Here is a 26,202-nt window from a genome sequence, read left to right on the forward strand (position 1 = left end):
AAAACTCGAAGCTGAAAAAGGTACAGGATGTACCTTTTTCAGCAGTTTTTTTGTGTGCGGGTGTAAGCGCTTTCTACTCTTAAATATTTACATCGCTCCCTTTTAAAGTCCTTTAATCTGTGGTATAATAAAAAAACAGGAGGACGGTTGAAGCTCACGGCTCAAATAGTGCCGCTCGCTTCAACTCCGAGTTTCATCAGGCTGTCGCCTGATGAAACATCGTTTATTGTATACCGTTTTTCAGGCTAAAGCCTTACAAAACGGCGAAAAAAGGCAATTCGGAAGTTCAAACTTCCTCATTGCTTTTTTTAGGAGGAAACTATGCCTACAATGACCATGACAAATAAACTCTATCAAGAATTGGAACAGGCAGCCCGAATGACCGGTGCGGCAAAAGATACCGTCTTAGAAAATGCCCTCAGCCGCTACCTTGCCGAATTGAAGGAAGATGCCGAAGATGCCATGTGTGCCGAAAAAGCATGGAATGACTTTGAAAAAAGCGGGGAAAAAACATACACCATAGCCGAAATGCGGCACGAGTTAGGTCTATGAAAGTCGTCTTGACGGAAACATTTAAAAAGCAACTAAAAAAGTTGGACGCGGCAATCTCAAAGCGTGTTTTGGATTACCTTGAACAAATTGAGCTTCTTGATAATCCGCGCTCCCGCGGAAAAGCGCTTACTTCAAATCTTTCAGGGCTATGGCGGTACCGCGTCGGCGATTACCGCATTTTATGCCGCATCTGTGACGATAAATTGATTATTACCGTCATCGAAATCGCTCACCGCTCAACGGTGTATCGATGAACAGAGAATGATACCGGTCTCACCCAAGAAGAAGTGGAATCGATTAGCTAATTTATAATTCGGTTTATTCCCGGCTTCCGTGTCGGGGATAAACCTCGAGTTAACTCCTCATTATATTTATACGGATTATTTTAAAAAATGGTAAATATTAAAAAAATTGATAAAAGCCGTCTATAAATTTTCTAAAAGATGAACCTTCTTTTATATCGAGCGGGCAGATAAGAGGAATGGTTTTTAACACAATGTCTGAATCTTTAATTCTATATTCTATACGGCCGATTTGCTGTCCTGCAAAAAGAGGCGCCATTATTACATCAGGTAAAATTATAACTTGTTCTATATGCCTCTCATCGTTTTTAAATACCGTAATATAGTCTTGCGAAAAGTCCTTATCGGCGAGGAGAGGTATAAAGGCGGAAGTTTTTACATTCAGGTTTGAATCTAGGACTCTTACATTTTTTCTAATTTTGTTGTGCTCCCTTATGTCAAAACTTTTAAAATTGTCGAATGCAAAATTCATAAGCTTGATGGAATTTTGCTCCCGCTTAAAAATCCCTTCCGTAAAGTTTTTGCCGTGACCGCCGAGGATGACCGCAATAAAACGCTCGCCGTTTTTTTGAGCTGTAAGCGAAATATTAAAACCGGACTCGTAAATAAAGCCTGTTTTTAAACCGTCACATCCTTCTATTTTTTTTAGAAGGGTATTAGTTGCAGGCTTAATTTGAAGCTCATTGAAACCTGCGGAGTTTTTTTTGATAAGAATATTGTGTTTTTGGGGATAACTTATCTCATTTACCGAATGAAACTTTTTTAAGTTTTCAGGATATTGTTTTAAATACTGGAGGGAAAATAAGGCAAAGTCCCTTGCCGTGGTTTGATTTTTTTCGCTTAAGCCCGAAGAATCCTCAAAGCGGGTGGATTTTAAGCCCATCGCTTTAACGGCCTCGTTCATTTTAAGCGTAAACTTTGCAAGGCTTCCTTCTGTAAGCAGGGCAGCTGCAAGGGCTGCATCATTCCCCGAGCAAACCGCCATTCCCCTTATCAGCTCTTCTATACTTAAACTTTGATTTTCTCCCAAGCCCATCCAAGCCGCTCCTTTGGGAAGAAAAATTGCCCAAGCCTCCTTAGGTGGAAAAACAATCTTTTCCAAATCTTTAAACTCAGGCTTTTGAAGCATGGTATAAATTGTTACCAGCTTTGTAAGGGAGGCCGGAGGGATTATTTTATCGGCATTGGACTCGGCTAAAATTGTGCCGGTGTTTGCGTGAATAAGAATGTAGGACTCGGCATCGATTTTAGGTAATTCTATTTTTTTTGCCGAGGGGGCAATGTTAGAAGACGATGATTTTACGGGCAAAAAATTTTCTATGGAATTAAGGGGCGGAAAGTCTGAGTTAATCTTATGCCGGCTGTAAAAGGTTTTAAGAGCTGCCGTTTTTTCTTCTTGTAAAACCTCAAGAGGCTGTGCTTTTTTTAATTCCGAAACATGGAAAAAAATAAAACCTGCAAAAGCCAATACAGAAAAAAGCACAGCCCCAAAGAGAACAAAAATAACTTTTATAATTCCGTTTGTGCTGTGCTTCATTTTTTAAGGTCTTAAATTTTTTACTAAAAAAATTAGAACTCGGCTAATTTCGGTGCTCTGGGGAAGGGGATTACATCCCTTATGTTTCCCATACCCGTAACATAGAGGAGAAGGCGCTCAAACCCGAGTCCGAATCCCGAATGAGGAACCGTACCGTATCGGCGGAGGTCAAGGTACCACCAATAGTCTTCTTCCCTTAAACCCAATTCCTTAATTCGCCCTTGTAAAATATCAAGATTTTCTTCCCTTTCCGAGCCCCCGATTATTTCGCCCAAGCCCGGTACAAGCACGTCCATCGCCCGCACCGTTTTTCCGTCCTCGTTTAATTTCATATAGAAGGACTTAATCTCCTTGGGATAATTTGTAACAATCACGGGGCCTTTATATACTTCCTCGGTTAAAAACCTTTCATGTTCGCTCTGGAGGTCGCAGCCCCAGTAGGGTTTAAACTCAAAGCGGTCAATGTGCTTTTCAAGCTCTGCTATAGCCTCCGTGTAAGTAAGGCGCGTAAAGGGCGTGTTTACAACATTTTTGAGCATCTCGATAAGCCCTTTTTTGATTCTTGAATCAAAAAATTCCAAATCCTCCCTGCACTTTTCCAAGGCCCATTTTAAAAGATAGACGATAAAGTCTTCTGCCAGCTCCATGTTTTCTTTTATGGTAAAAAAGGACATTTCGGGCTCAACCATCCAAAATTCCGCGAGGTGGCGGCTTGTGTTCGAGTTTTCAGCTCTAAAAGTCGGGCCGAATGTGTAAATGCGCGAAAGAGCCGTCGCATAGGTTTCTCCTTCAAGCTGGCCTGAAACGGTCAGGTGAGCCTGCTTGCCGAAAAAATCTTGAGAATAATCTATTTTAAAGGAATCGGGATCCTTTTTTTCTTTTAGAGCTTTCTTTACGGTTTCTTCTATATCAAAGGTTGTAACATGGAACATTTCGCCTGCGCCCTCGCAGTCCGAGCCGGTAATAATCGGCGTATGCACATATTGAAAACCTCTTTCCTGAAAAAAGGTGTGGATTGCATAGGCCATCTGGCTCCTCATACGGGCAACAGCCCCGAAGGTATTGGTGCGTGCCCTCAAGTGAGCTACGTCCCTTAAAAATTCCATGCTATGCCGCTTTTTTTGCAAAGGATATTTTTCCTGATCAGCCTCACCGAAGATATGGATATTATTGGCCTGAAGCTCAACTCTTTGCCCTGCCGCAGGGGAGGGAACTAGATTGCCAGATACCTTTACCGAAACTCCGGTGCCGGCCTTTTTTAAGAGAGCTTCGGTATTATTATCGAGACCCTTATCCCTGTCAAATGTTGCCTGAATGGAGGCAAAACAAGAGCCGTCATTAATCTCGATAAAAACCAAATTCTTGGTTTCCCGCTTTGTGCGAACCCAGCCGTAAACATCGATTGCCTGGCCTTTAGGTTCGGAGGTTAAAATATCTTTAATTAAATGTATCATATAAATATATTATATGGTAAATTCCGATTCTGTCAAGCAAGTCTTTTAAAATGGATTGACGGCTGATAAGTTGCAAAATATCTTGACCTGATACTTAGTATGTGATAAAATCATAACAATAAAGATTAACAAATAGGAGTTACCTTTTATGAAAAAACCTTTTATCTGTATCGCTTTGTGCTCGTTTTTCTTTTTACCTTTGGCTGCCCGCGAAGAGACTCATGAAAACCATTCTTCAGAGCATAGTAATAAGAAAGTTGCCTATACTACAACTATAAATGCTATTGTTACATGGCCGCCTCAAGCCTTGGTAGGTGTAACTCAAAGTTTTAAAGTTCCGCTCATGCAGTTTGATAATCCTTTGACGAAGGATAATAATATCAACTTTAAAATAGGGGCGGAATTGAGTCCTATAAGTTTTGAGGGAAAATTCAGTATTACTTGGACTCCTATCGCCTTTTTGGAATTTTATACCGAGTCCCGTGTCGGATCAGGCTGGAAACTTACAAATGAGTTGTTAGGTACGGCCATTAATGAAAATAAAGGCGGAAAGTCAAACTCTATTCCTATAAATTTTAGTAAAGCTGTATATTCATTTACATTAGGAGGAACTTTTCAGTTTGACCTAGGAGCCGTCATACCTCATGATTGGAGCCATGTTATTTTTAAAACGGATCAGTATGCTCTTTATAAGGCTATGAGCGGAGTAAATTCCGAAACTTCATGGCTTTACCAGGCCGATTCCGGAGCAAACCGCAATGGTTGGAGATACATGAGTTCCTATGTAATAGGGTACAAGATGCCTTTATTTTTAGATTTAATTGCAATGAAAATAGATGTAGAAAAAAAACTGTTTGCTTCTCCCAAAGGGCTTGATAATAAAAAATGGGGTGAAGACCTATTCCTAACCACTTTCGGCCCTGTCATTAATTTTAATATTAAAAAAGATTATAATATAATGCTTTTGGCTCAATGGTATACTTATCCGGTTTATAAAAATGAGGTTAAAGACGATTTTTACCAAACGAAGATTATTGATACCGATAAAAAAACTCAGGTTAAATTTTATCAGGTCGGTATCGTTTTTTATATGAATATTAATAGATAGAAAAACCACAAGGAGGTATGATAAGCAGTTCGGCAGGAATTCAGCCTCACTGTTTATCTGCCGAGTTTGCCTTTCGGCAAACGTCGTATTATTATGGAAGGGGGAGGAATGAAAAATAAGGCTGAAGTAATACAAAAAATTAAGAATGCAGGGCTTGCAGCCAGGGAAGGAAGGGCTGAGCCTATTCTTGCAACCGTTTCGGGCGTTCTTTCTACAAAACCTAATTTGATAAGGTACTGTGCCGATGAGCTGGGCTTCGGTCTTATAACCACAAAGAGCTTTCAGGTGCTGCCCAATCCGGGAAATAGAGAACCCATCCTTTGCGAGCCCGAATTAGGCTGTTTCGGTAATTCCGTCGGTCTTCGTAACTGCGGAATGGAACAGGCTGTAAAAGAGCTTAAAGAGCTGCGTTCCTCATGGAAAACCGATTCTATTTTAAACGTTTCCCTCTCTGCCTCAAACCCTGAAGATTTTATCAGCCTTTTAAAGGGCTTTGAAGAATTAGCCGACTGCTTTGAGCTTAACTTTTCATGTCCCCATGCTTCGGCAGGCTTCGGTGCCTCCATAGGCTGCGACCCTGCAATTGCTTGCGGATACGTAAAGACGATAAAAAAAGCTCTCCCCGATTGCACCGTGCCGATTTTTGTAAAACTTACCCCTAATGTAGAAGATATAGGAGCCATAGCTTCCGCCGTAATTGAAGCAGGCGCAGACGGCATAACGGCTATTAACACTGTAGGCCCCAAGGTTTACATTGAGCCCCATTCGGGAAAGCCCATCTTACAAAATAAACTGGGCGGAAAGGGCGGCATGAGCGGGTCATGGGTATTCTCAAGGGCTTTGGAATGTATCGGGCAAATACGGAAGGCTGTAGGAGAAGAAATTCCTATAATCGGAATGGGCGGCGTTATGACTGGTTCTCAAGCTGCCGAACTCGTTAGGGCAGGGGCTGATATAATAGGCATAGGTTCTGCCTGCGGCATGCTTGAACAAGACGATTTAAAGCCTTTTTTTCAAAACCTTGCCTCGGATGCTCTAAACTGCATACGCGGCAAAGAAACCGATAAGACTTCTTCATTTTTACGCAAAAAAAAGGCCTTGGAATACGAAGCTAAGACCATCGTTAAAATCGAGAAAGAAAGTGAAGATATCATTATAATTACCCTAAAAGGAAAGTGTAAATTCGAAGCAGGGCAGTTTGTGTTCTTATGGATTCCCGGAGTTGGCGAAAAGCCCTTTTCCCTTGCGGAAGCCGATCCTATAAGCCTTATCATAAAAAAACGAGGCCCCTTTACCGAAGCTCTTTTTGAGCTAAAAGAAGGGGATACAATCTATATGCGTGGCCTTTACGGCAAAGGAATAAAACCTCCTAAAACCGAAAATGCCCTTTTAATTGCAGGCGGAACTGGTATTGCAGTCCTTCCTGCCCTTGCAAAATGCTTAAAAAAGCAAGGAGCCTTAATTTCTACCTATGTGGGAACTTCCGAAGAAATTAAAAAAAAGGAGCCCAACGGCATCGAAAAAATTCTAATTGAATGCGGTACCTATAAAAAAGTGGCCGACAAGGGCGTTATAGGCAGGGTACTAAACCAATTCCAAAAAGACAATATTGAAGGAAATACCGGCCTCCCGATTCAAGGAAAAGCCGAAAATATGGGTAAGCCGGACTTTTTTGCGGCCTATCTGGTCGGGCCCATGATTTTTATGCGCAGGGCCTCCGAAATCCTTTTAAAAATGGGTGTGCGTAAAAATCAGATTTTTATGTCATTAGAGATGAACACGATGTGCGGGGTAGGTATTTGCGGCGAATGTTCTTGCGGAAATATCTTGACCTGCAAAAAGGGAACATTTGTCAGTCTTGACCAAATGTAGGCGAAGGCTTGCGGGATGCCTTTAACCCGCGCAAGATTTACGGTATATAAATAGCCTTTTTAGGTTAATTATATAAAAAAATAAGATAATTCTTTATTAGGAGGAATTTTATGAAAACATTGAAAAGATTAACTATGTTAATTCTTTTGGTTTCAGTTGCTCTCGGAATGATCGCTTGCGGCGGTACCGGAGCTGACGGCGGAGCTGCTGCAAAGGGCCCCATCGCTAAGGCTGAAGCAATTATGGCAGAGGAAACTGCTGCAGGTGTACCCGATTTTAATTCACCGCCTGTAGAGGACAAGAACCTCAAGGTTTCAGGTATGCCTGAGGAAGTAGTTTGGATTACAAGTTATCCGAAAGACTTATCGTCGAAAGGTACAAAGAAGGGCGGAACATTACATCTTACTTTGGGTGAGTATCCTACAACATTTAGATATGTAGGTCCCGAGTCGAACACCAGTACAAGAGGTTTAATGTGGCCCCACGCTGTGTTCCTAAATACAAACCCTGAAACACAGGAGTACATGCCCTATGCTGCAACCCACTGGGCATTCGGTGCCGATAATCAGACTGTTTACTACAAACTTAATGAGCATATGAAGTGGTCTGACGGTGTTCCCTGTACGGCAGATGACTTTGTTTTTGCTTGGGAATCTTTCTGTTCTCCCAACCTTGAAGCTCCATGGTACAATAACTACTACAGCAAACTCGAAGTTAAAAAAATTAATGACTACTGTGTTTCCGTTAAGTATTTGGAATCGAATCAGTTACCCAAAGTATCTCTTGTAGATGCTACTAACTTTAATCCCAGACCCAAGCATTTCCATAACGGCGAAGTTAAAAAGGGTTGGTACAATGAGTATAACTGGAAGGTTGAGCCTACAACAGGTGCTTATGTTGTAAATCCCGATAAGAGTGTTCAGGGTGAAATGCTCATTGTTGAAAAAGTTAAGGACTGGTGGGGGCATGAATATCCTCACTGGAATAACCGCTGTAACATTGATACAATCGAGTACAAGGTTATCACCGGCGGACAGGATATGGTTGAAAACTATTTCTGGAACGGAGAACTTGACTTCTTTGCTATGAATATTCCTGCAACATGGAGAAGATGTGCTACAAACGAGAATGTTACCAAAGGTTATGTAGATCGCTGGGTTGTAAACTATCTCCCCTTACAGGGTATTCAGGGTGTCTTCTTTAATACCCAGTACCCCTTGTTCAGCAATAAGAAAGTTCGACAGGCTATGTATTATGCTATCGACATTCAGGGCATGATCGATCAGGCTCTCTATGGCGAATATAAGCGATATCACAACATCGGTTTAGGCCAGGTATGGGGCGGTGTAGATTTTAATGACCACACAATTAAAAAGCCTGATTTTAATCCTGAGACAGCCAGAAAAATGCTCGGAGAAGCCGGCTATACTGTTGTAGGTTCTGACGGAATCTTACAAAATGCAAAAGGTGACAGAGTTTCTTTTGAACTCTTGTATTCATGGCCTCACCATACAGAGCGCTTGTCAATCCTTAAAGAGCAGGCTAAAAAAGCCGGTGTAGAAATTGAGCTTAAGATGATGGAAAGCGGTGCTTTTAATACCGTTCTTAACAAAAAACACCAGGCCTGGTGGGGCGCTATGAGCACAGGTTATGAGCCCTCATATTGGCAGTATTTCTCAAAGGCTAATGCTGAAAAGGTAAGTACAAACAACTCTTTCGGTTGGTGGAGCGAAGAGATGGAAAAACTTCTTGCATTTGAAGAGTCAGGACCGCCCTTGGCAGAAAAGGCTGAAAACAACAAGAAGATTGAACGCCTTGTACACGAAGAAGCCTTGGTTCTCCCCCACTACTATCTCGACTTCTTGAGAAGCGGTGTTTGGAAGTGGATAAGAATGCCTTCTTGGGGTAATAGAAAGCTGGATATTGATGCCGACTTCTTAGAGTACTGGGGTTATATGTGGATTGATGAAGATATCCGCCAAGAGGTTCTTAAGGCAAAAGCTGAAGGTAAAACCTTTGAACCCCGTGTATGGACTCCTTCAACCCGCTATATCTCGGAATAATTTGTAAGTTTTATAACCTTAAGCAGTTTTTGCTGTAGGTTGATAAAAATCAATGAGGTTTGGAGGCTGGAAAGCAGAGCTAAAACCTTTAGCTTAAAGCCTCCAAATTAAATTAATAAATAATTAAAAATATAAATAACTCTTCTTGAACTTTATCCTTTTTTATGTTAAGTATATAAAAAGCTAATATAACTCTTTATTAGGAGAAATTCTATGAAAACATTGAAAAGATTAACTATGTTAATTCTTTTGGTTTCAGTTGCTCTCGGTATAATCGCTTGCGGCGGTACCGGAGCTGACGGCGGAGCTGCTGCAAAGGGGCCCGTAGCTAAGGCTGAAGCAATTATGGCAGAAGAAACTGCTGCCGGCGTACCCGACTTTACTTCACCGCCTGTAGAGGACAAGAACCTCAAGGTTTCAGGTATGCCTGAGGAAGTAGTTTGGATTACAAGTTATCCGAAAGACTTATCGTCGAAAGATACAAAGAAGGGCGGAACTTTCCATCTTTCTTTAGATGAATATCCCACAACATTTAGATATGTAGGGCCCGAATCAAACTTGAGTACAACATATTTAATGAACCCTCATGCAACCTTTTTAGAAGTAAACCCTGAAACACAGGAATTTATGCCCTATGCTGCAACCCACTGGGCATTCGGTGCCGATAATCAGACTGTTTACTACAAACTTAACGAGCATATGAAGTGGTCTGACGGCGTTCCTTGTACGGCAGATGACTTTGTCTTTGCTTGGGAGTCTCTATGTTCTCGCGATCTCGATGATCCTTGGTGTAATAACTATTACGATAAATTTAAGGTTAAAAAAATTAATGACTACTGTGTTTCAGTTAAGTACTTGGAATCGGACAAATTGCCTAAGGCTTCTCTTATTAGTAAGGCAAACTTTAGTCCCAGACCTAAGCACTTTTATAACGGCGAAGTTAAAAATGGCTGGTACAATGAGTATAACTGGAAGATTGAGCCTACAACAGGTCCTTATGTTGTAAATCCCGATAAATGCGTTCAGGGCGAAATGCTGCTTGTTGAAAAAGTTAAAAACTGGTGGGGTCATGAATACCCTAACTGGAAAAACCGCTGTAATATCGAGACAATCGAATACAAGGTTATCACAGGCGGGCAGGATATAATTGAAAAGTATTTCTGGAACGGAGAACTTGACTTCTTTGATATGAACATGCCTGCAACATGGAGAAGATGCGCTGCAAACGAAAACATAACCAAAGGTTATGTAGACCGCTGGGTTGCTAACTATTTACCATTGAAAGGTATTCAAGGTATCTTTTTTAATACCCAGTTCCCCTTGTTCAGCGATAAGAAAGTTCGGCAGGCTATGTATTATGCTATCGACATTCAGGGCATGATTGATCAGGCTCTCTATGGAGAATTTAAGAGAAGCCATAATATCGGTTTAGGCAATGTATGGGGCGGTATAGACTTTAATGACCATTCAATCCGAAAACCCGGCTTTAATCCCGATACGGCAAGAAAAATGCTCGGCGAAGCCGGTTACACTGTTGTAGGTTCTGACGGAATCTTACAGAATTCAAAGGGTGAAAGAGTATCTTTTGAACTTTTGTATTCAAGGCCGACTCTCACAGAGCGCTTGTCAATCCTTAAAGAGCAGGCTAAAAAAGCCGGTGTGGAAATTGAGCTCAAGATGATGGAAAGCGGTGCTTTTAATACTGTTCTTAACAAAAAACACCAGGCTTGGTGGGGCGGCTTGAGCACGGATTATGAGCCCTCATATTGGGAGCTGTTTTCAAAGGCTAATGCAGAAAAAGTAGATACAAACAACTTTTTCGGCTGGTGGAGCGAAGAGATGGAAAAACTTCTTGCATTTGAAGAGTCAGGACCTCCCTTGGAAGCAAAGGCTGAAAACAACAAGAAGATTGAGCGCCTTGTGCATGAAGAAGCATTGATTGTGCCTAACTACTACACCGACTTTTTGAGATGCGGTGCTTGGAAGTGGATAAGAATGCCTTCTTGGGGTAATAGAAAGCTGGATATTGATGCTGACTTCATGTATTATTGGGGTTATATGTGGATTGATGAAGATATCCGCCAAGAGGTTCTTAAGGCAAAAGCTGAAGGCAAAACATTTGAACCCCGTGTTTGGACTCCTTCAACCCGCTATATCGCGGAATAATTAATCTTAAGGTGCAGGGGATTTACCCTGCACCGAATATTGGATAGGATGTTGACATATTTTATTAAAACTTATATACTGCAGGTCCTGTCTTAAAATAGCTGTTTGACTATAGACTTTTTTTTTAGAATATGCTATTATCCGGCAGAGTATAATATATATGTGCATCTCTTACATCTGTAATTTTTTATGAGCTCAAATGGGCTGATGCCGTATATGTTGTACCATTTTGGTTTTTTTGGAGCTTATAATGAATAATTATTTCGTAAGAAGATTGCTGTTGATTATTCCAACATTTGTAGGAATAACTCTGGTAGTTTTTGCAGTAACGCGCATCGTTCCCGGAGGTCCTATTGAAAGGGCTATTATGCAGAGAATGTTGGCCCAAGAAGGTAAAGCAGGAAAAACAAGCAGACAAGACTCTCAGCCCCTTAATGCTGAGGCTTTAGCTGAACTTGCAGCCTTTTACGGTTTTGACAAACCTTGGCCTATAGCTTATCTCGAATGGATGGGAAGCCTTTTAAGGGGAGATATGGGACGTTCTACAAAATACAACGATCCGGTATTTCAGATGATTGTAAGTAAATTCCCTATATCTTTAAGATTCGGTATTATTTCGGTTATTTTGATTTATTCAATATGTATTCCATTGGGTATCAAAAAAGCCCTAAAACACCGGAGCCTTTTTGATAACGTTTCTTCGGTGTTTATATTTATAGGTTATGCTCTCCCGGGCTACATAGTCGCTATTATCTTATTACAAATTTTTGCATTTACTATTCCTTGGTTCCCATCAGGCGGCCTTTATTCACGAAATTACATGGATATGAATTTTTTCCAAAAGGTCGTAGACAATGTTTGGCACATGTTCTTACCCATGATAGCCTATGTTATAGGTTCCTTTGCCGTTACAACCATGGTTATGAAAAACAACCTCATGGAAAATATGGCTGCAGATTATATTAAAACAGCTGTTGCGAAGGGTAGAACATTTAAAGATGCTATGTGGAAACATGCCTTTAGAAACAGTATTATCCCTATTGCTGCCGGGTTGGGCGGTCTTATAACCATTTTCTTTTCAGGAGCTTTCCTCATTGAGAAGATATTCAATATAAACGGTATGGGACTTCTTTCATTTAGAGCAATTGTTGATAGGGATTATCCGGTAGTATTGGGCTCCTTGGTAATGACATCTCTTTTGAGTTTAATAGGTAATATTTTAAGCGATTTTATTCTTTCGGTGGTAGATCCCCGAATAAGGTTAGGTGAATAGTATGAGCGATGATGTAAAATCAAGAACTTTTTTAGATACTTTAAAAGAATATTGGGGAGCATTTAGAAACAGATTTAGAATGGATCCCCTTATGAAAAAGCGTTTTGAACGCTTTGGAGAAATTAAAAAGGCTAAATTTGCCCTTATTTTTATCGGAGTCTTATATCTCCTATCCCTTATTGCCGAGTTGTTTATTTCAAACAGACCCATTATGATGTGGGTTGACGGTAAGCTCTATTTTCCAACCTATAGTAAAATGCTCCTGGCCGAAGATTTCGGTTTCAGAGTTGAAAATGAACTTGAATTAAATTATAGAGAGTTTAAAAAACATGTTAAGGCCGAAAAAAGAGGCTGGGTTCTTCTTCCCTTGATTCCCTATAACCCCTATGAGGCTGATACTGCTGCCGCACCTTTATCTCTTACCTTTGACGGAACTCCCAGTATGGGTATCGCCGTTACATCTAAGGATAATCTGCCTATGGATGATCCAGCAGACTATGAGTGGATAGCGGTAGGTGTTATAAACGGAATAAAAATGGCAGAAAAGGATTATACTTGGATTAAATTTGCCGATTCAGCCTCATCGAAGCAGCCCTTATCCGACTTTCCTTCAGCTTCAAGACAGTGGGTCGGTATTTCTGTAGGCCGTTCTCATCCGAATGAATCCGTAAATGCTTCAGACTATATTTGGCATAAAGTAGGTTCAAAAGATAACAGAATAGACCTTGGAAACGGAAAGATTTTAACAATCCGTTTTGCAAAAGGCGATAAGGGACAGATGTTCCATCCTCTTTCTCCTTCTTTTAAGACACGCCATATTTTGGGTACCGACCGAATCGGACGGGATATCTTTGCCCGTCTTATTTACGGTTATAGGATTGCTATGTCCTTTGCCTTGCTTGTAGCTGCAGCAACCTACTTTATCGGAACTATTATCGGTATTGCAATGGGGTACTTCGGAGGTAAATTTGATACGATTTCTCAAAGATTTATAGAAATATGGGAGCGCATACCCTATCTTTACATGGTTATGATTTTAGCTTCAATATTTAAGCCTACATTTACCATGTTCGTTTTAATAAATATAGCTTTCAGCTGGACAGGAAAAACCTGGGGTATGAGGGCTATGACTTATAGAGAAAGAGAGAGAGACTATATTTTGGCTGCAAGGTCAATGGGTGCAAGTGCTTGGAGAATAATTACCGTACACATTCTGCCCAACGTTATAGTTCTAATCGTTACATCCTTACCATTTGTTATATCGGGAAATATCGGAGCTTTAACCTCTCTTGATTATTTGGGTTACGGTTTACAGCCTCCTACACCGAGCTGGGGAGAACTTTTAAGCGTCGGAACTGCCACTTATTTGGAAGCTCCATGGATTCTTTCTTCGGCTGTTGCAGGCTTTGTTCTTGTTTTGGTTATGATCACCTTTATAGGTGAAGGTTTGCGGGATGCCTTTGACCCGCGCAGATTTACGGTATATAAATAGCCTTTTTAGGTTAATTATATAAAAAACTAAGATATGATTCTTTATTAGGAGGAATTCTATGAAAACATTAAAAAGATTAACTATGTTAATTCTTTTGGTTTCAGTTGCTCTCGGTATAATCGCTTGCGGCGGTAGCGGAGCTGACGGCGGAGCTGCTGCAAAGGGCCCCATAGCTAAGGCTGAAGCAATTATGGCAGAAGAAACTGCTGCAGGTGTACCCGATTTTACTTCACCGCCTGTAGAGGACAAGAACCTCAAGGTTTCAGGTATGCCTGAGGAAGTAGTTTGGATTACAAGTTATCCGAAAGACTTATCATCAAAAGATACAAAGAAGGGCGGAACATTGCATCTTTCTTTAAGTGAGTATCCTACAACATTTAGATATGTAGGCCCCGAATCAAACTTAGCTACAAGATCTTTGATGAGGGTTAATGCATCCTTATTAGATGTAAATGCTGAAACACAGGAGTACATGCCTTATGCTGCAACTCACTGGGCTTTCGGTGCCGATAATCAGACTGTTTACTATAAACTTAATGAAAAAGCAAAATGGTCTGACGGTGTTCCATGTACGGCAGATGACTTTATCTTTTGTTGGGAATCTTATTGTTCTCCCAACCTCGAAGATCCTTGGTACAATAACAATTACAGAAAATATGAAGTTAAAAAAATTAATGACTACTGTATTTCAATTAAATACTTGGAATCGGACAAGCTGCCGAAAGTATCTCTTCTTAGTGAAACATCCTTTATCCCGAGGCCCAAGCACTTCCATAACGGCGAAGTTAAAAAGGGCTGGTACAACGAATATAACTGGAAGGTTGAGCCTACAACAGGACCTTATATCGTAAATGCCGATAAATGCGTTCAGGGTGAAATGCTCATTGTTGAAAAAGTTAAGGACTGGTGGGGACATGAATATCCTTACTGGAAAAACCGATGTAACATTGATACAATCGAATACAAGGTTATTACCGGCGGACAGGATATGGTTGAAAACTATTTCTGGAACGGTGAGCTCGACTACTTTTATATGAACATTCCTGCAACATGGAGAAGATGTGCTACAAACGAAAACATCACCAAAGGTTATGTAGACCGCTGGGTTATAAACTATCTTCCTTTACAGGGTGTTCAGGGTATCTTCATTAATACTCAGTTCCCATTGTTCAGCAATAAGAAAGTTCGCCAGGCTATGTACTATGCAATCGACATTCAGGGCATGATCGATCAGGCACTCTATGGCGAATATAAGCGAAACCACAACATCGGTTTAGGCCAGATTTGGGGCGGCGTAGATTTTAATGACCACACAATTAGAAAGCCTGATTTTAATCCCGATACGGCAAGAAAAATGCTAGGTGAAGCAGGTTACACTGTTGTAGGTTCTGACGGAATCTTACAGAATGCAAAAGGTGAAAGAGTTTCTTTCGAGCTTCTTTATTCTGCACCTAATCACACAGAACGCTTGTCGATTCTTAAAGAACAGGCCAAAAAAGCCGGTGTAGAAATTGAGCTTAAGATGATGGAAAGCGGTGCTTTTAATACCGTTCTTAACAAAAAACACCAGGCTTGGTGGGGCGGTATGAGCACATGGTATGAGCCCTCATATTGGCAGTATTTCTCAAAGGCCAATGCCGAAAAGGTAAGTACAAACAACTCTTTCGGCTGGTGGAGCGAAGAGATGGAAAAACTTCTTGCATTTGAAGAGTCAGGACCGCCCTTGGCAGAAAAGGCTGAAAACAACAAGAAGATTGAACGCCTTGTTCATGAAGAAGCTTTGGTTATCCCCCATTACTATCTCGATTTTGTGAGAAGCGGTGTTTGGAAGTGGATAAGAATGCCTTCTTGGGGTAACAGAAAGCTTGATTATGACGAAGACTTCATGAATTACAAGAGTTATATGTGGATTGATGAAGATATCCGCCAAGAGGTTCTTAAGGCAAAAGCTGAAGGCAAAACCTTTGAACCCCGTGTATGGACTCCTTCAACCCGCTATATCTCGGAATAATTTGTAAGTTTTATAATCCTATGACCTTTTTGTTATAGGATTATAAAAATCAATAAGGTTTGGAGGCCGGAAAGCTGGGCTAAAACCTTAGCTTAAAGCCTCCAAATCAAAATTAATCTTAAGGTGCAGGGAACAGACCTGCGCCGAATTCGGAGTTGTATTTATGAGTGGAGAAAACCTTCTCACGATTGAGTACCTTTCCGTTGCTTTTAAAAGCGGTGCAGGGGATCCTGTAGAGGTAATAGACAGAGTATCGTTAAAACTGGAACGCGGAAAGACTCTATCCCTTGTAGGGGAGTCAGGCTGCGGAAAAAGTGTAACCGCTTCTTCGGTTATGCGTATTTTGCCTCAGCCATACGGAATTGTTACCAATGGAAAAATTCCTTTTGAGGGTCAAAACATTTTGGATCTGCCCATCGATGAGATGTATAAAAAACGCGGTGCAGAGATTGCGATGATCTTCCAAGAACCTATGACGGCTTTAAACCCTGTGCACATTGTTCAAAAGCAAATTGGAGAAGTCTTTGAACTTCACCGTCCCGAAATACCGAAGGACGAACGGCAGACACACGTTTTGAAGGTTTTAAAAGATGTAGAAATGCCGTCTGCCGAACAGCGTTTAAAAAACTATCCTTTCCAGCTTTCAGGCGGAATGAGACAGCGCGTTATGATTGCTATGGCTCTTGCCGGCCATCCTAAACTGCTTATTGCAGATGAACCTACGACGGCCTTGGATGTTACCGTTCAAGCCCAAATTTTGGCCCTAATAAAGGCCTTACAAGAAAAAAATAATATGAGCGTTCTGTATATCACGCATGATATGGGTGTTGTTGCAGAAGTCAGTGATGATGTTGCGGTTATGTATGCGGGACAGATTGTGGAAACCGCCGATGTTAATACTATTTTTAAAAACCCGCGCCATCCTTACACACGAGGATTAATAGCGTCCATGCCCAAGATGAACTCTGAGCCTAAGACGCATTTACCATATATTAGGGGTGCAGTACCTTCTCCAAGGGCCTATCCTGCTACCTGCCGTTTTGCAGAAAGGTGTTCTTATGCAACCGATTATTGCCGTTCAAATACACCTAAGCTTGAGGAATTTGAGCCGGGGCATTTTATCAGATGCTTTAGGGCAAAGGAGTTAGACTAATGGCTGAAAGACAACCTATTTTTGAAGCAGTTGATTTAGTTCAAGAATTTTCACAAGGCAAGTACACCAAGAACGTTGTTCATGCTCTTAACGGCGTAAATATTAAGGTATATCCGGGCGAAACCCTCGGTCTTGTAGGCGAAACAGGCTGCGGCAAGAGCACTCTTTGCCGAGCTATGATGCGTCTTTATAAGCCGACTTCCGGGAAAGTACTTTATAAAGGCAAGAGCATTGAGAGATTGCCTGAGAGAAAGTTAAAAGATGTGCGTAGAAATGTTCAGATGATTTTCCAAGATCCTGCCGATTCTATGAATTCCAGAATGAATGTAGGGTACATTATTGAAGAACCCCTTCTTATCCAGACAAAAATGGCTCCGCACGAAAGAAAAGAAAAGGTTATGGGGCTTTTAAAATATGTAGGCCTTCCTGAAGATGCTTATTACCGATATCCCCACGAATTTTCAGGGGGCCAGCGTCAGCGAATAGCAATTGCACGCGCTCTTGTTTTAGATCCTGAAGTAGTTGTATGCGATGAGCCTGTAAGTGCTCTTGATGTTTCAGTTCAATCTCAGGTATTAAACCTCCTATTGGATATGCAAAAAGAAAGGAATTTAACCCTTTTGTTTATTTCACACGGCTTAAATGTCGTTAAGCACATGTCTGATAGAGTTGCGGTTATGTACTTGGGCTCTATTATGGAGATGGCTCCTTCGGAGGATATCTATAAAGATCCATTGCATCCCTATACTCAGGCCCTGATAGCGGCTATTCCCGATACGGATCCTGATAACAGACGCAGAAGGATTCCTTTTACAGGTGAAATACCTTCGCCGATTCATCTTCCTAAGGGTTGTCCCTTCCATTTAAACTGTACAAAGAAAATTGATAAGTGTGCGGTCGAAAAACCTGTGCTTAGAGAAGTTGAAGAAGGGCACATGTGTGCCTGCCATTTGGTATAAGTATTATAAGAGGTGCCGTTTTTGCGGCACCTTTAATTTTTGGTAATAAAAATTGAAAATTAAGTTTTTTTTTATTTGTGCTTTATGCACTCTTTTTTTTGTTTCATGCGGTTCTAAAGCAATATCTTATCTTGATCAGCCGGCTTCCGATGCTTACGATAACATTTTAAAGGAAGAGATGGAAAATCTTCCGGATTTTTCCGCTCCTGCCGTCATAGTTAAAGATTTCCGCATTGACGGAACTCCTTCCGATTTGAAATGGTATACATCCTATCCTAAAGACCTTTCTTCTAAGGCTTTAAAAAAAGGCGGTATTTTTTACGGTTTTTTAGGCGATATACCGAATACCTTCCGTTATATGGGGCCGGGTGCCGATGAGCTTTGTGAAAAGCTTTTTAATACTCAAATGCCGCTTTTATGGACCTCATTTGAAACCTTTGAATTTATGCCCTGTTCCGCCGTATTCTGGGCTGTCGATATTTCTTCTAAAACGGTGTATTATAAGCTCAACGAAAATATTTTTTGGTCGGACGGCGAGCCTTGTACGGCTGACGATTGGATCTTTGCTGACGAATTTTGTAAATCTAAAAAAATTGTTGATCCGGCAAAAAACAGAAAACATAATAATCTTGAAGTAAAAAAAATAAATGACTTTTGTTTATCCGTACATGTTTTAGATAATCAAATTTATACTGAACAGGAACTTTTAGATATAAGTAATTTTAAGCCCATAGCAAAACACTTTTATAAGGGGCAAATTCCTGATGACTGGGTTGCAAAGTATAACCGTACGGTTGAGCCTACTACAGGACCTTATATTCTTAAAAAGTATGACTATAATAACGGGCTCCATTTTGCTAAAGTTGAAAATTGGTGGGCTCAAACCTATCCTCATTTTAAGGCTATTGCTAATTTTGATGAGATTTTTTATAGGATAATAACCGGCGATAAAAGACCTGCTTTTACAAAATTTGCCCGAGGTCTATTCGATGTAATTCATATAGACGATCCGGGAGAATGGGCCAAGGCCGAGGCCTCTGCAGATGTACAAAACGGTTTTATAAACCTTTGGCGGGGCCGTCATGTTCCGGTACAAGGGCCGGCAGGTTTATTTTTTAATACACAGGCTCCTCCCCTCGATAATCTATTTGTAAGAAAGGGGCTTTATTATGCGGTTGATATCGATGGGATGATCAGCAGGGTCTATGCCGATAAAAGAGTCAGGCTTCACACAATCGGTTCAGGTCAAACATGGGGCAGTGCTGAATTTAATAATCCGGAGATAAAAAAACCGTCTTTTGATCCTAAAAAAGCCCGTGAGTTTTTTTCAAAGGCCGGGTATGATAGGGTAAATTCTTCAGGTATTTTGGTCAATTCCGAAGGGAAAGAATTGAGTTTTGTTATTCTATATGACGATCCCTCATTGTATGAAGCTTTCGGGCTTTTATATGCTCAGGCCCTGCTTGCAGGCCTTAAACTTGAGTTTAGACAAATGGGAGGTAAACTCTTTGATAAGCTTGAAAGCAGAGACTTCCAAGCTTGGTGGGGCAGTCTTAATTCTTACCGCCTCCCCGATAATTACACCCTTTTTCATTCTTCATTTGCCAAATCGAAAAGTTTTAATAATTTTTTCGGTTATTCAAATCCAGAAATGGATATTCTTTTAGAAAAATATGAAAAAGGCTCTTTATCCTATGTAGAAAAAGCTGATGTAAACCGGCAGATTGAAAAAATTGTAGATGAGGATGCCCTTATGATTCCTTCATTTTACAAGGATACAATAGATGTTATGGCTTGGAAGTGGATTTGCTTCCCCGCATGGCTTAATATGAAGTATCAAAAATACCTTGATGACCCCATGTTCGGTTATATGTGGTTTGACGGCGATATTGAAAAAGAGTGTCTAAAAGCAAAGGATGAAAATAAAATTCTTCAAATGAGAGCTTATTTTTTAAGTGAAAGATACAAGTAGATTTTAAGGCAAAAAAAATCGAGTCTGCCGGAAAGCAGACTCGAAATGTAAATAAAAAGGAGTAAATTAAGAAAAAACTAAACTTTTTTTGTAACGTAATCGCTTTTTAAGCATCGAGAACACATTTTAATGGTTAGAGTCCTGCCGCAGATTTCTGTCTTTACATTTACCAAATTGGGCTTCCAAACTCTTTTTGTGTGAATTTTGGACTTACTTACAGAGTTACCTGACATTGAGCCTTTTCCGCAAATTTCACATACTCTTGACATATCGCACCTACCTTTAAAAAATCAGCTGACCTTGGAAAGGTCAGCCGTCATTAAAATAGCTCCCCCGCGCGGGTTCGAACCACGGACCCAGTGGTTAACAGCCACTTGCTCTGCCTACTGAGCTACAGGGGAATGCTTCCAATTAGGAAGTTTTAGGATATTACACTATTTTTTATAAAATGTCAATAGAAAATTCGTATTTTCTCAATAATTTATGTTAATAATAATTATAACAAAAGTAAATAATAATTTTATTGAAAAACCATCCAAAAAAGGTTCTTGGGTTACTTTTTTGGCCGGTTTTCGGCTAAAGTGGCACGTAGGACAACCCAAGAGACGTTCTGCGTGCCCTTTTATTTATGGAGTTTTTGTGGTAGTAGTAACATTTTCCAGCCTTAAAGGCGGTACCGGCAAGTCATCGGCGGCGATTATAGTATCAATGGCGTTGAAATCGGCAGGAAAAAGAGTCCTTGGAATCGACATGGACATCAACAACTCATTTTCATTCTATTTTTTAGAAGATGGTAATGAAAGTGAAAGAAAAAACATCGCCTATGCATTGCAAGGCGATAATCTTTTAGATTTTATAATTCATACGAACAAGGGAGTTGATATTATTCCCTCCAGTCTTAGGCTTGTAGACTTGAGAGCGATGTCTACAAGTATTCTAAAAAGGCTTATTCCAAGCCTTGAAAATGCTTATGACATAGTAATTATAGATACGGCTCCTACATACGATAACATAGTCCTGAATGCTGTGAATGCTTCCGATTATGTTATAACACCGATAAATTACTCTCAGTTTGACTTTAACTCTTCAATTTTTTTAGGGCAAAAGCTCAGAATGGAAACTGAGCATTTTGATAAATGGTTCTTGTTTTTTAACGGCCATGAAAGTCGTTATGATGGAAATCCTGAAAGTTTACAAAACCAGTATAAAGAACTTTTTAAACAAAATGAAACTTTCGGAACAAAAGTATTAGATATTACATTCCCATTCACTAGAAACATAAGAAAATTCGCCGATGCAGGCGAAATAATTCAAAATAAAGGGCAGACGCTAAAACTTCATAAATCCGTATGCGATTTATGTTCCGTCATTATGGATGAAGAAATTCGTCCTGAAAAATTTTAGGGATAAATTATGACACTATATGAAAAACTATACAAAAGAATCAATGACATACAAGACATTGCACATTTTGATCATTTAAGCATTGGCAGTAGTAATGCATCAATAGAAGTTACAAAACTTTGCAATGATTTAAAAAAAATTATTGAAGATGAATTTGAAGATAAACCATGGTTATCTGATAAAAAGGTAATGAAAAATACCGAGATAAAGAAAAGATTATTATTTGATGGTTATCACATCTTGGAAACTACTATTTGTATTAGTAGGTATCTAGCAAAAGAAAATGTAACCGAACCAAATAAATCCAATATTAAAAATCTATATCTAATGCTTGAATATATACATAATCTACCTAAAATATTACATAACATATCTGATGAAAACTATGTATGGGAACATTGGATAGATTATTTTTTGGGCACATTTAAAGATATAAAAAGTAATATGTTATCTGATTCTAAAAACATAAATCCATTGTATAGAATTTTTATCAAGTTAGAAGAAATAATTAGTAGTTTTTCTGAAAATATAAAAAAATATAATTTAGCCTTAAGTGAGGCTAATTAAAGGAGAAAGAAAATGGAAAAGTTAAAAACCTTTTTTTTAATGGCATTTCTTATTTTTTTTGTAAGTATAATGATTATCTCAACGGTATCATTTTTTAAATTTGAAGAAGATCCTATATATCAACAAAGTATATCATTATCATATCCTATAGTTTTAAAAAAAGTAGATAGAGATAAAGAAAAAATAACATACAAGCTTAACTTTAAAATAGAAAATTCTTTTATCTTTAACAACAAGGATATTTATATCACAAAGGAAGAATATGACTTATTAAAAAAAAGTAATGAGATTCCTTTTATAGTTAACACAAAAACAAAATCAATCAAACTTGATGAAGAAAAGTTTGCTGAACTTATTAAATCCTTAAAAGATAAGGAGGACGCAAAATGATAAACATCAATCAAGAGTCTGTAAAAGAATTACTTTTAAAACTTGAAACTTGTGATACTGATTTTAGAGTAATTTTTTCAGGTAAAAAATCCGGTAAAGTAAACGGATTGTATAAGCAGGATATTAATGAGATTATTATACATAATAAAAATTTTCAAAACGATAATCAACTTATCTATACAGCTATACATGAGTATTCTCATCATCTTATGTGGTGCAAATATCACAAAACAGGAAAAATACCAAAACATAATAATGAGTTTTGGAGCATTATGTATAACTTTATTGATTTGGCAGAAGAAAAAGGTTTGTATAAAAAATATCCTGATGAATCCATAAAAAAGGAAATACAAAATCTTGTATCAGAAGCAAAAAAGATCAATAAAGAAATTGCATCTCTTTATAAAAAGCTTGGAGAAAAAATAAAAGAAATTCGCAAGGCAACAGACAAGTACGAAATACGTATTGAAGATATTCTTATTCGTGAATGTCAATTAAACAAAAAAACTGCTGAAATGGCAGAAAAAGCTTATGTTTATAATATAGAGGCCTCTCTAGGTCAAGATTTACAACAGGCCGTTATATTAGAAAGAGATAACGAAAAACAAACTTCAATCATAGAAGATATTAAAAACGGAAAAACTATTTATCAGGCAAAACAAAATATAAAACCTAATAACCCAAAGCTTGTAAGAAAACAATTATATATAAACCAATCTTCAACTGCTGCAGAAAAGGTAGACAAGGAAAAAGAAGCTATGACTCGCGGCATCTGTCTTGCCCTAGGTCAAATAAATGAAGGAGCTACAGTAAAAGAAGTTCTTGAAATGGCAGAAATTGACAGAAGAGAAGCAATAGAATGTAAGGTACCTGAGATAGATATAGAGAGACTTGAAGATGTTTTTAATGAAATAAAATCGTCTGAAAGTGAGAATAATAAAGTCATAAAAGAAAATCAATCAAAAGAGTTCAATTCACTTAAACCGATTTCTAAACAGGCAAAAAAACTGCTTGAAAAAATTATCGCAAATCAAAAATTGTACCCGGTTGTGGTGAAGATAAGCAAAGCTAAAAACACAATGACTATTCGGTACGATAGTAGTACACCTGCAAGCTTCCCTGAGTTTGTTCTCCTTGTAAAAGAATTTTCATATGGTAAAGAATATTATCCTATTCAAGAAATTTATTTTGACTATAAAGGAACTATTAAAAAATTTTCGCTGCTATCGGATGGATATAGTTTTATCACGAACAGCAAAGCACAAAAACAAAGTACTGTACACTGCCGATTGATGATTGAACATATCAATAGAAAAAAAATTAACCTCAAGTGAGGCTAATTAAAGGAGAAGTAAAATGGGAATATTAGAAGAACTTGGGTTTGATTTTGATTTAAAATATCTTGTAAATATTGAACATTGTACGGAGGTAAATAATGATATTAGCTAATTTAACAAATGATTTTATAGATTTATTTTTATTAGGCGTTTTATTATTAATTTTGCTAATCAAGTTAATAACATGTAGGAAGTCAGAAGAAAATGGTAAAATATATTATATAACCTCAAAAAAAATATATTGTCGCTTGCTCTATTTTGGAGACTCTTATCACCTTTATTATTCATATAAAATTATTCTTAAACAAGCAAATAGTTCTTTTCTAAATAGATTAACCATTCCTGTAACAGGAAAAGAATTTTCTTTATTAAAAGAAGGCGATTTGGTTTTTTGTACGTGCAACACAGAAACAATGCCTACAGAAATTTATGAAGAAAAGTTTAATGGATTTATTGAAATGAAAGGAGCAAAAAAGGAGGGCTTTCAATGAAAAATTATACTTCAATAAAACATAATCATAGGCATAAGATGATTGAAAGAGATTTCATTGAATCTGCAATAGTAAATATACCGGAGCTTTCGTATAAATATCAAATTTATATATTAAAAAATGGGTATACGGTAAAGAAACATTATAGAAAAACTTTATCGGCGGCATATAAAGTTCAAAATAAAAATATAGGAGAATAAGAAAATGGCAAAATTAACGGCACTAGGCAATGTGGGGAAAACCTCTATAGCCAATTCAGGAGCGAGTGAACTATCTGTTATGGTTCCAATAGAAAATATAAATTTAAAAGACGAATTTAAAAATCTGTTTCCGTTAAATGAAAACATGGTAGATATAATTACAGAAAATATATTATCAGGTGCTTATGATAAAAGCCAACCTATTCATGTATGGAAAGAAGGTATGATTTTAGTCGATGGTCATCATAGACTTGCTGCTGCAAAAAAGGCAGGATTAAAAGAAATACCCGTATTCTATCATTATTTTAAAGATTTGGAAGAAGCCCTAGCCTATGCTATTAAACTTCAAACCGATAGAAGAAATCTCTCAGATGCAGAACTTTTAAAAATATTACAAACTCTTGATCAATTAAAACAGGTTGGAAGAATAGCTTTAGATTCCGATAAAAAATCTTCCGGAAAATCAGCCGAAATCACAGCCAAAAAAATCGGAGTTTCAAGATCTAAAGTTGAAAAAGCTAGGACGGTGCAAAATAAAGCCTCTGAAGAAATAAAAAAGGCTGTTGAAGAAGGTGAGATGTCAATCAATGCGGCCTATAACATTGTTCAAAATGAATCGAAAGAAATTGAAGTCTCTATAATATTGGAACCTTATACCTGTGAACTTGAAATGGATGAAAAACAGGTCAAGCGAATCGAAAGCTTTTTAAAAAAAGAAAATATAAAATATTCTTTAGTAAAGAAACTTTAAAATATATTAACGGAGGAAAATATGATTTTAATTATTTTATTTATTTGTGTCATTTTCGTGATTTTACTTATTGTTTTTGATGAGGATATATTTGTTCTTTTCACTGGTTTCTCTATAGCGATTTTTTTTATAATTTTGGTAATTGCAACAATCGCAGGATATAATTATAAAGGAGGATTTTCAACAAGAAATAAAATAATACTCATGCAGGAAAAAATGGTAAGAGAAAAAAAAGAAGAAGTTTTGAAAGAAAGTGATATTTTGCAAAAAAAAGTTGAATGTGTTGACCATTTAGGAATAGCATCATCATCTTATCTTTCTGAAATGATACAAGAAATTAAAGAAGTAGAAAAAGAAATATTAAACAAAAAACTACAATTGCAAGAAGATATAATGCGGCATAATGCATTATGTAATGTTCTAATTTTTGGTTTATTCGTGATAGATGAAAAAAACTTTGGTATTGAATACTGATTGAAAGGAGAAAATAGATAATGTATACGGAAAAAAATATTTTTGGAAAAGTTGATTGTATAGATAAGGCTATTGTGCTTTTAAGTGAAATAGCGAAAGATATAAAAAAAAGTTTTAATAATGATGATATAAAGCTTGCATATTATAAGTTAGAAAAAATTTTATCTGATTTAGGCATTGATGATAGATGGAATATTAACTTTTCTATTGAAGATGATAACAGTTTTTTTGTCTCATTATATTTTCTTTTAGATAGAAAAGAAAGAGGAAATCGGTATAAATATAATGCCTATATTTCCTTTGATAATACCGGACTTACCTGTTCAGGAGTACAAGGTTATATAAATAATTGTTATAACGAAATTGTAAAAACCGTAAGCAATGATGATCTCATTGAAAATTATCACGACTATATAGAGCTTTTAAATATTTTTCACATAACAATCTTAACTTTAAGAAAATTTGATTTTACGATTTTAAATTCAATTTTACCGAAAAAAATCATAAAAAAGTATATTAAACTCGCAAAAACCATAAGGAGAGCTAATGATATTAGCGGAAATATTTATAGTTGCTGTATGGAAATATGCGTAGAAGATTTTATGACTTACAATTATAAAAACATGAAAAACAATCAAACACCGATTAACAGCAGTAATACTGTTAAAATATAA

Annotated in this window: 24 protein-coding genes and 1 tRNA gene; 21 read left to right on the top strand and 4 right to left on the bottom strand. The window is 38.0% G+C overall.

The annotated features are described in order from the left end of the window. The first annotated feature begins 321 nt into the window (after positions 1 to 321). The gene (locus E4N78_RS04150) at positions 322 to 552 is read left to right on the top strand and encodes a hypothetical protein (protein WP_255811795.1); all 231 of its coding nucleotides are present in this window, start codon (positions 322 to 324) and stop codon (positions 550 to 552) included. Then, on the top strand, positions 549 to 806 hold the full coding sequence (locus tag E4N78_RS04155) for a type II toxin-antitoxin system RelE family toxin (protein WP_255811796.1): 258 nt from the start codon (positions 549 to 551) through the stop codon (positions 804 to 806). The genes E4N78_RS04150 and E4N78_RS04155 overlap by 4 nt, the downstream gene beginning before the upstream one ends. Before the next feature lie 148 nt (positions 807 to 954). Here E4N78_RS04155 and E4N78_RS04160 read toward each other — a convergent pair whose 3' ends face one another. Further along, positions 955 to 2,391 (bottom strand): D-alanyl-D-alanine carboxypeptidase family protein, encoded by a 1,437-nt coding sequence (locus E4N78_RS04160; RefSeq protein ID WP_255811797.1) that lies wholly within the window; start codon positions 2,389 to 2,391, stop codon positions 955 to 957. Between the two features lie 32 nt (positions 2,392 to 2,423). Next, a complete protein-coding gene (gene asnS, locus E4N78_RS04165; RefSeq protein ID WP_255811798.1) occupies positions 2,424 to 3,845 on the bottom strand; it encodes an asparagine--tRNA ligase in 1,422 nt (473 codons plus the stop codon). Between the two features lie 148 nt (positions 3,846 to 3,993). Between asnS and E4N78_RS04170 the strand changes: the two genes are divergently transcribed. The 10 genes from E4N78_RS04170 to E4N78_RS04215 all read left to right on the top strand — a co-directional run bounded on the left by E4N78_RS04170 (position 3,994) and on the right by E4N78_RS04215 (position 19,914). After that, positions 3,994 to 4,953, top strand: a complete 960-nt coding sequence (locus tag E4N78_RS04170) for a hypothetical protein (protein ID WP_255811799.1) — start codon at positions 3,994 to 3,996, stop codon at positions 4,951 to 4,953. Between the two features lie 108 nt (positions 4,954 to 5,061). Next, positions 5,062 to 6,825 carry a dihydroorotate dehydrogenase gene (locus E4N78_RS04175; RefSeq protein WP_255811800.1) on the top strand — a complete coding sequence of 588 codons (1,764 nt, stop codon included), beginning with the start codon at positions 5,062 to 5,064 and terminating at the stop codon, positions 6,823 to 6,825. Positions 6,826 to 6,935: 110 nt separating this feature from the next. Next, on the top strand, positions 6,936 to 8,888 hold the full coding sequence (locus E4N78_RS04180) for an extracellular solute-binding protein (protein WP_255811801.1): 1,953 nt from the start codon (positions 6,936 to 6,938) through the stop codon (positions 8,886 to 8,888). Between the two features lie 213 nt (positions 8,889 to 9,101). Then, positions 9,102 to 11,054 carry an ABC transporter substrate-binding protein gene (locus E4N78_RS04185; RefSeq protein ID WP_255811802.1) on the top strand — a complete coding sequence of 651 codons (1,953 nt, stop codon included), beginning with the start codon at positions 9,102 to 9,104 and terminating at the stop codon, positions 11,052 to 11,054. Between the two features lie 250 nt (positions 11,055 to 11,304). After that, positions 11,305 to 12,327 carry an ABC transporter permease subunit gene (locus tag E4N78_RS04190; protein WP_255811803.1) on the top strand — a complete coding sequence of 341 codons (1,023 nt, stop codon included), beginning with the start codon at positions 11,305 to 11,307 and terminating at the stop codon, positions 12,325 to 12,327. 1 nt (position 12,328) lies between these two features. Next, positions 12,329 to 13,819 (top strand): ABC transporter permease subunit, encoded by a 1,491-nt coding sequence (locus tag E4N78_RS04195; RefSeq protein WP_255811804.1) that lies wholly within the window; start codon positions 12,329 to 12,331, stop codon positions 13,817 to 13,819. 58 nt (positions 13,820 to 13,877) lie between these two features. After that, positions 13,878 to 15,830: an extracellular solute-binding protein gene (locus E4N78_RS04200; RefSeq protein WP_255811805.1), complete on the top strand. Its 1,953-nt coding sequence runs from the start codon at positions 13,878 to 13,880 to the stop codon at positions 15,828 to 15,830. A 163-nt stretch (positions 15,831 to 15,993) separates the two neighbouring features. Continuing rightward, positions 15,994 to 16,983 (top strand): ABC transporter ATP-binding protein, encoded by a 990-nt coding sequence (locus E4N78_RS04205; protein ID WP_255811806.1) that lies wholly within the window; start codon positions 15,994 to 15,996, stop codon positions 16,981 to 16,983. Further along, positions 16,983 to 17,942, top strand: a complete 960-nt coding sequence (locus tag E4N78_RS04210) for an ABC transporter ATP-binding protein (RefSeq protein ID WP_255811807.1) — start codon at positions 16,983 to 16,985, stop codon at positions 17,940 to 17,942. The genes E4N78_RS04205 and E4N78_RS04210 overlap by 1 nt, the downstream gene beginning before the upstream one ends. Positions 17,943 to 17,994: 52 nt before the next feature. Continuing rightward, positions 17,995 to 19,914, top strand: coding sequence for an ABC transporter substrate-binding protein (locus E4N78_RS04215; RefSeq protein ID WP_255811808.1), 1,920 nt, complete (start codon positions 17,995 to 17,997; stop codon positions 19,912 to 19,914). Between the two features lie 77 nt (positions 19,915 to 19,991). Here the strand turns inward: E4N78_RS04215 and rpmB are convergent, their stop codons facing one another. Beyond that, positions 19,992 to 20,183, bottom strand: a complete 192-nt coding sequence (gene rpmB, locus E4N78_RS04220; protein ID WP_255811809.1) for a 50S ribosomal protein L28 — start codon at positions 20,181 to 20,183, stop codon at positions 19,992 to 19,994. Positions 20,184 to 20,242: 59 nt separating this feature from the next. Next, positions 20,243 to 20,315, bottom strand: a tRNA-Asn gene (locus E4N78_RS04225). Between the two features lie 238 nt (positions 20,316 to 20,553). Between E4N78_RS04225 and E4N78_RS04230 the strand changes: the two genes are divergently transcribed. The 9 genes from E4N78_RS04230 to E4N78_RS04270 all read left to right on the top strand — a co-directional run bounded on the left by E4N78_RS04230 (position 20,554) and on the right by E4N78_RS04270 (position 26,202). Then, positions 20,554 to 21,318, top strand: coding sequence for a ParA family protein (locus E4N78_RS04230; RefSeq protein WP_255811810.1), 765 nt, complete (start codon positions 20,554 to 20,556; stop codon positions 21,316 to 21,318). A 9-nt stretch (positions 21,319 to 21,327) separates the two neighbouring features. Continuing rightward, entirely contained in the window at positions 21,328 to 21,885 is a 558-nt protein-coding gene (locus tag E4N78_RS04235; protein ID WP_255811811.1) for a hypothetical protein, read from the top strand. A 12-nt stretch (positions 21,886 to 21,897) separates the two neighbouring features. After that, positions 21,898 to 22,275 (top strand): hypothetical protein, encoded by a 378-nt coding sequence (locus tag E4N78_RS04240; protein ID WP_255811812.1) that lies wholly within the window; start codon positions 21,898 to 21,900, stop codon positions 22,273 to 22,275. Further along, positions 22,272 to 23,609, top strand: coding sequence for a coiled-coil domain-containing protein (locus E4N78_RS04245; RefSeq protein WP_255811813.1), 1,338 nt, complete (start codon positions 22,272 to 22,274; stop codon positions 23,607 to 23,609). The genes E4N78_RS04240 and E4N78_RS04245 overlap by 4 nt, the downstream gene beginning before the upstream one ends. 101 nt (positions 23,610 to 23,710) lie before the next feature. Further along, positions 23,711 to 24,103, top strand: coding sequence for a hypothetical protein (locus tag E4N78_RS04250; protein ID WP_255811814.1), 393 nt, complete (start codon positions 23,711 to 23,713; stop codon positions 24,101 to 24,103). Further along, on the top strand, positions 24,100 to 24,303 hold the full coding sequence (locus tag E4N78_RS04255; RefSeq protein WP_255811815.1) for a hypothetical protein: 204 nt from the start codon (positions 24,100 to 24,102) through the stop codon (positions 24,301 to 24,303). Before E4N78_RS04250 ends, E4N78_RS04255 begins: the two co-directional genes overlap by 4 nt. Before the next feature lie 4 nt (positions 24,304 to 24,307). Beyond that, positions 24,308 to 25,054: a ParB/RepB/Spo0J family partition protein gene (locus E4N78_RS04260; protein WP_255811816.1), complete on the top strand. Its 747-nt coding sequence runs from the start codon at positions 24,308 to 24,310 to the stop codon at positions 25,052 to 25,054. A gap of 21 nt (positions 25,055 to 25,075) precedes the next feature. Then, positions 25,076 to 25,528 (top strand): hypothetical protein, encoded by a 453-nt coding sequence (locus E4N78_RS04265; RefSeq protein ID WP_255811817.1) that lies wholly within the window; start codon positions 25,076 to 25,078, stop codon positions 25,526 to 25,528. Positions 25,529 to 25,548: 20 nt separating this feature from the next. Further along, complete coding sequence (locus tag E4N78_RS04270; RefSeq protein ID WP_255811818.1) at positions 25,549 to 26,202, top strand: hypothetical protein; 654 nt, start codon at positions 25,549 to 25,551, stop codon at positions 26,200 to 26,202.

The sequence above is a fragment of the Treponema denticola genome (assembly GCF_024400535.1).
In the GTDB taxonomy this organism is placed as follows: Bacteria; Spirochaetota; Spirochaetia; order Treponematales; family Treponemataceae; genus Treponema_B; species Treponema_B denticola_C.